The sequence below is a fragment of the Mycobacterium sp. genome, assembly GCF_052144515.1.
Lineage (GTDB): Bacteria > Actinomycetota > Actinomycetes > Mycobacteriales > Mycobacteriaceae > Mycobacterium.
Genome location: NZ_JBKQQD010000312.1, coordinates 1 through 13586, shown reverse-complemented (window position 1 = coordinate 13586; position 13586 = coordinate 1). Strand labels below are relative to the sequence as shown.

Genomic DNA, 13586 nt, shown 5'->3' with positions numbered 1-13586 from the left:
ACCCCGCCGGCCTGACATTGTCGGAGGTGCGGTCAAGCCTGCACGCGGTGTCCATTGCGGACGGCCGGATACGCATACAACCGGGCGAGCGGGCCAACCGGGATTTCGTGCTGCGGCTGCGCTACGGCGCCGATGACTTCACCGACTCGCTCGTTCTGGTGCCCGATGCGACGGGTGACGAGGGGACGTATCAGCTCACCGTCCTGCCGCCGGTTTCCAGCGCCCCGACGCGCCCTCGGGACCTGGTTTTGGTGCTCGACCGCTCCGGCAGCATGGGCGGCTGGAAGATGGTGACCGCCCGCCGCGCCGCGGCGCGCATCGTCGACACCCTTACGTGCATTGACCGGTTCGTGGTGCTGACGTTCGACGACCGGATCGACCGCCCCGCCGGCCTACCCGAGGGATTGGTCGAGGCCAGCGATAAGAACCGGTACCGCGCCGTCGAGCACCTCGCCCGAGTCGACGCACGCGGCGGCACGGAGCTGCTCGCACCGTTAGGGCAGGCGCTCACCTTATTGCCCGGGGCGCGCGGCCGCGACGCCGTCGTCATCCTCGTCACCGACGGGCAGGTCGGCAACGAGGACCAGCTACTGCGCGAGCTATCCGGCGACCTGCAGCGGGTACGGGTGCACGCGGTCGGCATCGACCAGGCCGTCAACGCCGGCTTCTTGAACCGCCTCGCGGCCGTCGGCGGGGGACGTTGCGAGCTGGTGGAAAGCGAGGACCGCCTCGACGAAGCGATGGACGCCATCCACCGTCGCATCGGCGCGCCGTTGGCGTATTCGCTGGCGCTGCGCGCCGACGGACTGGCCACCCTCGAGGACACCGCGAGTCCGGCTCGGCTCCCCGATCTGTTTCCCGGGGTGCCGCTCGTCGCAACCGGACGGTATCGGGGGAGTGCGACCGGATCGCTTGCCCTGCAGGGTAAGACGCGCGACGGCGGGGACTGGTCGACCGCCGTCACCGGGCAGCGCCGCGATGCCCCGGCGGTGACCGCGCAGTGGGCGCGCGCCCACCTCCGCGACCGCGAGGACCGCTACGCCTCAGCACCCGCGGAGGACTTGGAGAAGCGAATCGTCGACATATCGTTCCGGTGTGGTGTGTTGTGCAGGTTCACCGCATACGTCGCCGTCGACAGCCGGGTCGTTACCGAGGGGGGATCGCGGCACCGCGTGATGCAACCCGTCGAGACGCTGGTTGGATGGGACCAATGCCCGCCACTGGACGGTGCCGACATCCTCCGCGCGGCTGCACCCCGGATTATGGTTGCCGCTGGGCGGACTCGCTCAACCGGGCCGATCGCGTCGGCTCCGCCTCACGCTGGCGCGATGGCGACTCAACCGGCACCGTCTGCCAAGGCGCCATCGGCAAAATCGAGCGCACGAATGGTCAAGTTAAGCAATGTGATTGCCGTCGCAGTGGTCGGCGCGTTGCTCATCGGCGCCGCCTGGTTCTGGTCGCTGAGCCGGGACGGATTCTCCTCCCCGGCCGGCGATGGGGTAGTGACCGCCAAGATTCCAGGATCAGGGGATACGGGCGCCGCTACCGAGACCAGGGGCGGCGTTCCCGAGAACACGGTCGCGGCACCGAAGTCGCCACCACCGCCACAAGCCCCGGAGGACAACACCTCCAAACGCGACATCGTCACCACGGGGTCGGTGCAGATGATCGTCGCCGAGCCCAGCCAGGCGGCCGACCGGCTCATCTCAGCGGTCGCCGATGCGGGGGGGCGGGTGGACTCGCGATCGGAGCGATCCGGATCATCCTCGCCGACAGTAGATCTCGTGGTGCGCATCCCCGCCGACAAACTCGACGGGGTCCTGGCCGACGCCAAGAAACTCGGGACCGTCGAGTCGATGTCGATCGGCCGCAGCGACGTCACTTCGCAGCGCGTCGACCTCGATGCCCGCATCGAGGCGTTACAGACGTCGGTCAATCGACTGCTGCAACTGATGGGCCGGGCGGGTAACGTTGCCGACCTGCTCGCGGCGGAGTCGTCGCTGACCCAGCGGCAGGCCGAGTTGGACTCGCTCAGGGCGCAGCGGGCCGCACTTGGCGACCAGATCTCCTATGCGACGATCAACGTCAACCTCTCGGCCAAACCGACGGTGACGCAAGGTGGTTTCGTTGGTGCGCTCCAACACGGGTGGCAGTCATTGCTCTCCGCTGTCCATGGCGTCGTGGTGACGGTCGGATTCGTCATCCCGTGGATACCGGTGCTGGCCGTGCTGGCGTTGGTTATCGTCTTGGTGCTGCGCCGCAAACCGTTTCGGCGCCATAACGGCTAGGTCGGCCGGTTGAGTTCCTGGAACCGTGCCAAGGCGAGATCGCGCTGTTCGTGGTCGTAGGACTCGATGTGGGTGACGCGGTCACCCTTGACGAGAACGATTTGAGTCAGCGGAATTTCGATCGCGACGCCATCAGTGGACGTGCCCTTTACGACCGCGTGCGCCACTGCGCCCACAACCGAATGCGTCAGTATCTCGGCGAGTTCGACCCTGAAGTTGGGCACGAGGGACTCACCCGTCCGGATCGCCAACAGGTAGTCGGCGATCGTGTCGGCGCCTTCATTGCCAAGCTGCCGGTGGTTTACAAACGTGGCACCGGCAAGACGTGTGGCAAGCTCATCAAACTGATGACGGTTGATTATCGCGTTCAGCTGCTGCAGCGCCTCGACCACGCTGGGGTGGGCGACCTCTCCGGAGGCCAGCCATCGGTCGGTCAGCTCAGCCATCGCGCCGTTGATGTCGTCGGGATCGAAGTTCACAAAGTCTTGTGCCACGCCGTCTCCGTCGACCTCCAACACCGTCAAGAGGTCGACAGTGACAGATCGGACGGAATCCGCGGTGTCACGATATGTCTGGCGGACCAGCGAGAGGCGCGAGCCCCTGATGGCGACGGGCTCTACTTCCATCCGCCAACTTTCGGGCGCCTTGAACAGCACATGCGCGGCCTTCTGGCGCTCTGACCCTTCGTGAGCGGCGCGTAGGCCGCGTCGCCGGTCTTCCACTCGGCCGTTTGCACTGGTAAGGGCGAGGAATCCCTCCATATCGTGGCGGTTGAACGCGTCGGCTATCCGAGGCCAGATCCGTGTCGCGGCATTGTTAAGCAACGGCGCTCGTCCATCGAGCTCGTCGAACCTCGCGAGCGCGGCATCCAGTTCCGCCTCGTCGAAAATTTCGCAGCAGTCAACCATTTCGCCGTCAACCGTCGACATTATGACCTCTCGCCACTCGGCGTCGAAGCCCTCGCGCGAGGTTCCAAACGCCGTATGAGTGACGACCGCTCCGAGATCACCCAGCCGATGCACCGAGTCGATGTAAACCTTCACGTCTTCGGTGAGATCCCACGTGGCGTGAAGATATGACTCCATATCGCCGGGCACGAACGCTCGAGCTCGGCGGTGGTCGATGTTGACCCAGCCCGAAGTCGTCGGCGGTAGCTCATGACGGTTAACCGCAGCGTACGCCTTCCTGATGACCGACCACGTTTGTGAGTGTGCTGCCGCTTCGCCGGCGAGGTATCGCGCGTCGAGCTCCTCGAAGGCGGCGTCCATGTCCTCGAGGTCGAACATGACTGACGCTCTGAGCAGCTGGTCGGCATCGATCTCAACGATGAGAAAACCCTCGAGTTGAACCCAGTCGAGTCGCCCTTCGGGGCCGGAGGCTTGAAGCCGCGAGAGCGCGAGGCGATCGCCGCGCGTCGCAATGACGCCCGAGATCGTCAACGTCAAGCCGACGTCGGCGGTCGCCCGCAGATTTTGGACCTCGGCATCCCGACCGTGTCGGATCCCCGCGTTCGCGACCCGGCGGCGATCGTCGACGTAGAAGTCGTCGGCGACTGTTTGGGCGATGTCGGCCCAGTCGCGGGTCGCGAAGTCTGCCAGGTAGCTCTCGATCACTCGCGTCGCGGCATTTTCTAGCCGTGGAACCTGCGGTTGGAGCTCGTCGAACCTCGCGAGCGCGGTGTCGAGATCCTCCTCGTCGAATAGCTCGCAGCGATTGAGCTTGTCGCCGTCGTACGTTGAAAGGTCGATCGTGCGCCACTCGGCATCGAATCCTTGGTGCGATGTCCCTTTCACCACCTGGGTGACGACGGCTCCAACTTCACTCAACCGATGCACGGCTTCGATCCGTATGCCGGATCGCGGCGAGAGAGCCCATGTTGCAAGAAGGTATCTGCCCAGGTCGCCGGACGGGATCGGCGCGAGTCGCCGGTGATCGATATTCACCCAGTGCACGGTCGTGTCTGGGAGTTGGCGACTATTGAGTGCTTCATACGCGCGTGTGACGCGCGCCCACGTCTGCGCGTGGGCAGCCGCTTCGCCCGCAAGGTAGCGCGCCTCGAGTTCCGCGAACGCAGCGTCGATGTCGTCGAGGTCGAACCCGACGCGCGCCACGATCCGGTTGTCGGCGTCGATCTCATCGATCGACAGAATCTCGGCGCTGACTTCGCCGGCCCCCATTCCGCGGTTCGAGCCGCAGATACGCGTGAGGGCGAGGCGCGCTCCGCGGGTCGCGATGACGGTCGACGTTATGTCCTCGTCGGGCAGGACTTCGGCGATGGCTCGCATATCCGCCATGTGGTCATCTCGACCGCGCCGGATCCCGGCGTTAACAACCCGACGGCGATCGTCTGTAGCAATATCGTGCGCCACTAGCTCCGCCATCGCGGCCCACTCGCGGGCCCCGAAGTACTTCCAGAAGCGCTCGACTACTTGGCTTGCCGTGTTTTCCAGCCGTGTCGCCTGTGGACGCAGTTCCTCAAACCGTGCGAGCGCGGCATCGACGTCTTCCTCTTCGTACACCTCCACCCGTGGTTCTTCGGAACCGAACAGAATGATGCGGCCCCACTGTAATTCGCTTCCGTGCGCGTCGGTGCCTTCGATGACGAGGGTGACTACAGTCCCGAGGGCGTCAAGTGCATGCACAGCCTTCGTCCAGTAGCGGGCATCGGGAACAAGTGCCCACAATTCCTCGACCCCCCGCCCAAATTCTTCGCCCGATGCGAACGGGATTCGTCGGTGATCGGCATAAACAAATCGGCCAATCATGGGTCCCCGTTCGTGACGGTTGAGCTCCCCGATCGTGTTCATTCCGAGTTGCCACACGCGCGCGTACGGTGCCGCTTCGCCGGCGAGGTATCGGGTATCAAGCTCCTCAAACGCGGCGTCGGTGTCGTCTAGGTCGAACGAGACGAGCGCGGCAATCCGCTCGTCGGCGTTGATCTCGACGATGCCGACGAACCCTGTGGGATATGCCTCGGGCACTTGATCGCGGTCCGAGAAGCGGCCACGCATTAGGACGAGGCGCCCCCCGCGGGTCGCTACGACGCTCGACGTCACGTTCGTGATCCCCAGGTCGGCGGTCGCCCGCATGTCCACGATCCAGGCGTCTCGACCATGTCGAACTCCCGCGCCCACAACCCGACGGCGATCGTCACTGGAAAAGTTGTCGGCCAGTATCTCCGCCATGGCGTCCCAGTCGCATGCCGCGAAGTGCGCTAGGAAGCGCTCGGCCACTTGGCTTGCCGCGTTTTCCAGTCGCCGCGTCTGCGGGTGCAATTCCTCAAAGCGAGTGAGCGCGGCGTCGAGATCTGCCTCGTCGAAGACTTCGCACCGGTTGACCATGTCACCTTCGACCGTCAAGACTGCGATCCCGCGCCACTCCGCGTCGAAGCCTTCTTGCGAGGTCTCATGTGCCGCGTAAGTGATAACTCCTCCGAGGCTGCTCAGCCGATGCACTTCCGCGACAAAGACATTGATGTCTTGCTCGAGGTCCAACCCGGCGTTCTGGTATGCGGTCAGGTCGCCGGGCCCGAACGCTGTCTCTCGTCGGTGGTCGATGTTCACACAGTCCGGCGTGGTCAGCGGCATCTCGTGCCTGTTGAGCGCGGCGTAGCTACCCGCGACGATCGACCACGCGTGTGGGTGGGCGGCCGCGTCGCCGGCGAGGTACCGCGCGTCGAGCTCTGCGAGGGCGGCGTCGAAGTCGTCGGGGTCGAACGAGACGACAGCGATGATCCGTAGGTCGGTGTCCATCTCGACGACGTTGAGCACGTCGGTTTGGAACGCCGGGGAGTGGACGCGACTGAGGGCGAGGCGTTCACCGCGGGTCGCAATCGTGGTCGACGTTAGGTCGTCGGTCGCAACGTCGGCGACCGTGCGCATATTGGCGATGTTGGGCTCTCGACCGCGTAGAACCCCCGCACCCGCCAATCGGCGGCGATCGTCAGTGGAAATGTCGTCGGCGAGTAGTGCCACCATGGCGTCCCAGTCGCGGGCCTCGAAGCGTGCCAGGAAGCGCGCAGTTACTTGGCTTGCCGCGTTTTCCAGCCGTGGTGCCGGCCGGCTTAGCTGATCGAACCACGCGATCGCGGTGTCCAAGTCTTTCTCGTTGAAGACCTCGCAGCGGCTGCGCACGTCGCCGTCCATCGTCAGTAGTTCGACTAGCCGCCATTCCACTTCGAGGCCCTCTTGCGAGGTCCCATACACCACTAGGGTGACGACCGCTGCAGGTTTTCTAAGCCGGTGCACAGCCTCGACGTACATGCGAAGGTCTGGCGTCAGCTTCCACGTGGCATCCAGATAATCGGTTATGCCCGTCGCCTCGTTGTGTAGCTGGTGATCGATGATGATGTAATCGGCTGCCGTCGCAGGGATTTGATGCCGATTGAGCGCGGCGTAGCCACCCGCGATCACCGACCACGTGCGCGCGTGGGCTGCTGCTTCGCCGGCGACGTATCGGGCGTCTAGTTCCTCGAAGGCGGCGTCGAAGTCGTCAGGGTCGAACGAAATGAGCGCGACGATCCGGTCGTCGGCGCTGATCTCGACGATGACGAGCGCCTCCGTGAGCAATGCCTCAGGCCCCTGGTCACGGTCCGAGAACCGGGCACGCGTGAGGGCGAGGCGCTCCCCGCGGGTCGCGATGTAGGTTGTCGTCACATTCGTGAGCGCGACGTCGGCGATCACCCGCATGATCCCGATCTGGGTGTTTCGCCCATGTTGGACTCCCGCACCTACCACCCGACGACGATCGTCGCTGGAAAAGTTCTCGGCCAGTGTGCCCGCCATGGCATCCCAGTCACGGGATGCGAAGTGCGCCAGGAAGCGTTCTGCTGCTTGGCTCGCCGTGTTTTCCAGCCGTGGCAACTGCGGTTGCAGTTCATCGAAACGGGCGAGCGCGGTGTCGAGGTCTGCTTCGTCGAATAGCTCGCAGCCGTTGATCCGGTCGCCTTCGACTGTCAGAAGTTGGATCATCCGCCACTCGGCGTCGAGGCCTTCTGGCGAGGTCCCATGCGAAGTATGGGTGACGACCGCTCCGACGCTGCTGAGCCGATGCACCTTCTCGATGCGGATGTTGAGGTCCGCCGTGAGGTCCCAAATGCCGCGAATAGACGCGGTTAGGTTGCTGGACGCGAACAGCGCACCCCGCCGGTGATCGATGACGCTCCAGTCCGCCCCTGTGTATTCCTGGCGGTTGAACGAGGCGTAGGTCCCCGTGATGACCGACCACGCGCGCGCGTGGGCGGCCGCTTCGCCCGCGAGGTATCGGGTATCGAGTTCGGCGAAGGCGGCGTCGAAGTCGTCGGGGTCGAACATAAGGCAACAGGTAATCTGGTTGTGGCTGTCTACCTCGAGGACACGAAGTAGCTCAACGCTTAGGCTCTCGGGTTGCGAATCGTTAGCGGAAAAGCGGGCGAGGTCAAGGGAGACGCGCTCTCCGCGGGTCGCGATGACCGTCGACGTTATGTCCTCGGTCCCGACATCGGCCCCGGCTCGGATGTCCGCGACGTTATCTTTCCTCCCGCGTCGAATGCCGGTTCCCACTATCCGACGGCGATCGTCAGCCAAAACGTCTTCGGCCAAAACTTCCGCCAAGCCGTCCCAGTCGCGCGCCGCGAAACACCTTCGGAGACGTTCTGCCGCTTGGCTTGCTGCGTTCTCCGGCCGCGGTGCTGAACGGCTTAGCTGATCGAACATCGCGAGCGCGGCGTCGAGGTCCGCCTCGTCGAAGATTTCAGAGTGGTTGATCAGGTCGCCTTCAGCCGTCGAGACGCAGACCTCTCGCCACTCGGCGTCGAAGCCCTGCTGCGAGGTCCCCCTTGACACCCGGGTTACGACCACTCCAAGGTTGCTCAGTCGATGTACAACCTCGATGTACATGTTGAAGTGCGGCGACAAGAGGTCCCACGTGGCGTGGACGTATGCCGCCGCGTCACCTGGCGCAAATGCTCTTGCTCGCCGGTGGTCGAGGTTCTCCCAATTCGGCGTCGTTGGCGGAAACTCATTTCGGTTCATCGCGGCGTAGGCCCTTGATATCGCGGACCATGTGTGCGCATGGGCGGCCGCTTCGCCGGCGAGATAGCGCGCGTCGAGCTCCGCGATGGCGGCGTCGAAGTCTTCGAGGTCGAAAATGATGGTCGCCGCGATACGGCCGTCGAGGTCGATCTCGACGAGGACGAGCGCCTCCGCGAGGAACCCTTGCGGCTGCTGGTCAAAGGAGACGCGGGTATGGGTGAGAGCGAGGCGGTCCCCGCGAGTCGCGATGACCTCAGCCGTGATGTTCGCCCCGAGATCTGCGACCACCCGTATGTTCTCGATATCGGCATCCCGACCGCGGCGGATTCCGGCGCCGGTTACCCGCCGCCGATCGTCGCTGTAATGATCGTCGGCCAGAATCGGAGCGATAGCGTCCCAGAGGCGCGCGGTGACGCACGCAACGAAGCGCGCGTTGGCCCGGCTTGCCGTGTTTTCCAGCCGCGGTGCCGGCCGGCTTAGCTGCTCGAACCTGGCGATCGCGGCGTCGAGGTCCGCCTCGTCGAACATCTCGCTGCGGTTGAACAGGTCGCCTTCGACTGTGATGAGGTGGATCCCGCGCCACTCGGCGTCGAAGCCCTCTTGCGAGGTCCCACGTCCCGCCTGGGTGACGACCGCTCCCAGGTTGCTCAACTGATGCACAGCCTCGATGCGAAAGCTGATGTCCGAAATGTAATTCCAGCCACCGCGGACGTATTTGAAGACGTCACCGGGCGTATACATGGTCATCCGGCGGCGGTCGACGTTCACCCAGTCCGGCGTCGTCGCGGGAAGCTCGCGCCGATTATAGCACGCATAGGCCGCCGCGACGAGCGACCAGGTGTGCGCGTGGGCGGCCGCTTCGCCGGCGAGGTAGCGGGCGTCGAGTTCGGCGATCGCGGCCTCGAAGTCGTCGAGGTCGAACGAGACGATGGCGACCATCCGCTCGGCGGCGTTAATTTCGAGGATTCCGAGCGCCTCCGTAGGAAATGCTTCGGACCCCTGATCGAGGTCCCAGAACCGGAAATGCAGAAGGGCAAGGCGGTCTCCGCGGGTCGCGACGGCCATCAGCGTCGAGTTTGTAGTCCAGAGGTCGGCGACCGCCTGCATGTCCGCGATCTGGGCTTCTCGACCATGACGGACTCCTGCACCCACCACCCGACGGCGATCATCATTGGAAAAGTTGTCGGCCAGCATCCCCGTCATGGAGTCCCAGTCGCTTGCCGCGAAGGCCGCCAGGAAGTGCTCAGCTATTCGGCTTGCTGCGTTCTCCGGTCGCCGCATTGGCCGGCTGAGCTCATCGAAGCGCGCCAGCGCGTCGTCGAGGTCTGCCTCGTCGAATACCTCGCAGCGGCTGATCCGGTTGCTCGAGCACGTCACAAGTGCGACCAGCCGCCATTCAGCGCCAAAGCCCTCGTGTGATGTGCCGAAGGCCGTATGGGTGACGACCGCACCGAGGTTGTTCAACCGATGCACGGCCTCGATTGAGCGCCTAAGGTTTGGCGCGACGTCCCAATTGGCGCGGATATCCGCGGCGATGTCACCCGGTGGAACCGTTGTCCCTCGGCGGTGGTCGATGCCCACCCAATCAGGGGTCGTCGCAAAGAGTTCGTGTGGCCGGTTGAGCGCGGCATAAGCCTCCCCGATTCCCAACCACGTGTCCGCATAGGGCGCCCCTTCGCCGGCGAGGTACCGGCGATCGAGCTCTTCCAGCGCTCCATCGAAGTCGTCGAGGTCCAACGTGATTAGCGCCGCAATCCGCTCGTCGGCGTCGATTTCGACTATTTGTAGGAGATCGGCGTGGAACGGCTCGAGTTTTTCGTCGCTGTGCGAGTACCGGGCACGAGTGAGGACCAGGCGATCTCCACGGGTGGCGATGGCGTCTGACGTCACGTGCGTGATCCCGAGGTCGGCGGCCGACTGGAGATTTTCGATCAGGGAATCCCTTCCCTGTAGGAGGCCCGCGTTCACCACTCGACGGCGATCGTCACTGCAAAGATCATCAACCAACGTGTCCACCATGGCGTCCCAGTCGCGGGCCGCGAAGTAGGACCGGAGGCGGTCGAATGCTCGCGTCGCCGCGTTCTCCAAGTGCCGTGCGGGTGCTTGCTCCCTCTCAAGTCGCGCATGCGCGGCGTCGAGTTCGGCGAGCGCGGCGTCGATGTCCTCGACGTCGAACCACACCTGCAGCTCGATTCGACCCTCCTCGTCGAGGCCGGCTAAATGGAGCATCTCGTCTTGCGGTGCATCGGAACTCAGGTCTGCCGTGCCTATCACCAGCCGGGAGAGGGCAAGACGCTCACCACGCACCGCAACAGACGCGTGACGGTAGCGCACCATGCCGTTCTCCAGATAATGCCTCATATCCTCGGGCCACTGGCTTGATGGCACGTCGATCCGCGGGAAGCCGACGATCTTCCGTCGACTTTCTACGGACACGTATGGGGCAAGTAGCTGAGCTACCTCTTGCCAGGCCTCGCGATTCACGGCATCGATCAATTGGCTGCCTGCTTGCACGCAAGCGTTGGTGGGTTCAATGCTCGGCGCTTGGGGTGCGGCTGGTGAAGCGGTGCGCTCGCCTACAATGTGACGCGCCCTCTCGGCAAGTGCCGCAGCGCCTTTTCGGTCGTACAACCCGACCGCTCGCTCGGCGCCGACTCGTGCCGCCGCGGTGTCGCCGGCGGCGTCCAAAACCACAGCGAGTGCCAAGCAAGCGTCGCCGTGATCGACCAATTCATCGGTGCGCTCGGCCAACGCCACCGCAGCCTCGGCGACGCGCCGAGCCTCGTCGTGCTCATTGCGGCGCGACAGCAGCTGCGCCCGAAGTGTGCGCCAGGCGATCGACGCCTTCAGGGCGTGGCCGGCGAGACGCTCACTTTCCGTGCACAATTCGTCGGCCTCGGTATCTCGATCGAGCGCGAGGCAGGTACGGCCCAACAGCGCGGCGGTCTCGGCGGTGTCGGCGTCGAGGCCCATGCGGCGAAAGCCGTTGTAGGCCTTACGAAGATGCGGCTCGGCGGCGGCGGGATCGTCCGCGACCAGCTCGACGATGCCGGCGAACTGCTCGACCTCGAGAAGGGCGTGGCGCAGGCCGAGCTCGGTGACGGTGCGCCGGGCCGAGTCGATCATCCGGCGGGCGGCCTCGGCGCGGCCGCGGAAGGCCTCCAACACGGCCTGGCACCGTGTCGACGTCGCTTCGACCGCGGGGGAGTCGGTCGTGATCCGAAGCAGCCGCACCACGTCAAGGCACCGCCCGCCCGCGCGCGGCACCGGGTTGGGTCCCCACAGCGCGGCCAGTGGCGCACCCGCCAGTACTGCGTTCACTCGGCGGTGGTCACGCGCGCGCCGCGCCGCCGTGAGCGCGTCGTCCAGCGCAATTTCGCAGTCGCCGATTCGCCCAAGGCGGGCCAGGCACCCGGCACGGACGGTGTGCGCCTTGGCTTCTCCGGCCGCGTCGTCTAATCCGGCCAGCTGGTCGGCGGCCGTGCCCAACGCGGCTTCGACCTCGTCCAGCCGCTCGGGGTGGATCAGCATCGAGAGTTGGCCGTCGAAGCACGTCGCCCATGCCGCAAGACGGGCCGAATCGAGCGTCGCTGCTTGCAATTGCGAGACCGCACCTGCCGCCGAAGCCACGTCACCCGCGGCGAGGAGCGCTTCGCAGCGTGCGACCAGGAGATCGGCGGCCTGGTCGTCGCGGTCGGGCAGCTCGTCGTCAATCTCCTCCAGCGCGTGCAGGGCCCGATCGTAGAGGTCGGCGGCGCCTTCGTAGGCGAGCCGGGCCATCGCCTGGTCCGCCGCGCGCCGGCAGTATTCGACAGCCTTGGCGGCATTTCCCGCCCAGGCACATTCGAAATAGTGGTAAGCCAGTTCAGCGAGCAGTTCGTCGTCAGCGCCGGGCTCGTTCTCCAGCGTCGTCGCGATGCGCTGGTGCAGCCGCATACGCCGCACCGAGGGCAGCTCGGCGAGCAGCGACTGTCGGACGATGGCGTGGTTGAAACGGTAGCGACCGCCGGGCTCTTCGATGACGATGCCGGCCTTGCACGCCTCGTCGAACGCGTCGACCAGGTCGTCCCCGACCACCCGCTCGACCAGTTCCAAGGCAAACCGGCTGCCGACGACCGCAGCCGCGCCCAGGGCCTTGTTCGTCTCCGGCGCAAGGCGCGAAAGACGGCGACTCACGGCCTCGCGAACGCCCTGCGGCAGGGTGCTCTGATCCCACACGCCGCCGCTTTCGTCGACGTGGCGCAGTGCTTGGATGAGGAAGAACGGATTGCCACCCGTGACTGACGCCAGCGCGCGGGCCAGCTCTTCGTCGTGGTAGCCGGCCTCGGCGACGTAGGCGGTCACGTCGTCCTCGTCGAGACCGCTGAGCGCAAGACGGTTGGCGGTGCCGTCACGGTGGAGGTCGGCGAGCATCGCCGCCAGTGGGTGGGAGCGGTCCAGGTCGGTGCTGCGATATGTGCCGATGATCTGCACGCGGGCGTGCTCACCGAAACGCAGGAGGTGCCGTAACAGGAGCAGCGTGGGTTTGGCCGCCCAGTGCAGGTCATCGAGGATCAGGACCACGGGCGCGCTCGCGGAGGCGACTGCCAACAGCGCAACGACCGCGTCGAAAAGTGCGTAGCGTTCGGTGTCCGGGTCGGCGCGGGTCGGCGCGGCCAGATCAGGTAGGACATCGGTCAGCGCGGGAACCAGGGGGAGTAGCGCCTCCACGCCGCGCAGCCCCCGAAGCCGACCGGTGCCGAGGCACGGCACCAGCGAGCGCAGGGCTTCCGCGAACGGCTGGTAAGGCGCACCGAGGTCCTCGTCGCAACGGCCGTAAATCACCAGGGCGCCTTGGTCGTAGGCCTGTTGCGACCATTCGCCGGCCAGACGCGTCTTGCCGACACCCGGTTCGCCGGCGATCAGGACCGCGTTCGTGCCGCCGGCCAGCGCGGTCTGCCACGCGGAAAAAAGGTGCTCGAGCTCGCGCCCGCGTCCGACGAATGGCCCTCGGCCGGCCAGGACTACCGGCAGACTCGGGCGCTCCACAGGCGCATCGGTTGACACTGGCCCACGACCGTCGTCGGCGGTTTCCAATCGGAGCTCGAAAACGTGCTCCGGGCGGGCGAGGTTGCGCAGCTGGCGCATGCCCCGATCGACGAGCACGACGTCTTCGGCCAATGAGTCGATGACGAGTTCGGCGGTCGCACCCGAGCACACGATCTGGCCGCCCACAGCCAGCGACCGCAGGCGGGCGGCGCGGTTGACCGCCCGACCGAAGTAGTCGCCGTCGCGGAGCTCGGCCTCC

The 13586-nt window shown here is 65.6% G+C and carries 2 protein-coding genes; one reads left to right on the top strand and one right to left on the bottom strand.

Going from position 1 to position 13586, the window contains the following annotated elements:
• On the top strand, positions 1-2288 hold a 2288-nt coding region (locus ACLP9N_RS21350), incomplete at its 5' end, for a DUF4349 domain-containing protein (protein WP_442409286.1).
• Here ACLP9N_RS21350 and ACLP9N_RS21345 read toward each other — a convergent pair.
• On the bottom strand, positions 2285-13586 hold an 11302-nt coding region (locus ACLP9N_RS21345), incomplete at its 5' end, for an AAA family ATPase (RefSeq protein ID WP_442409285.1). The genes ACLP9N_RS21350 and ACLP9N_RS21345 overlap by 4 nt on opposite strands.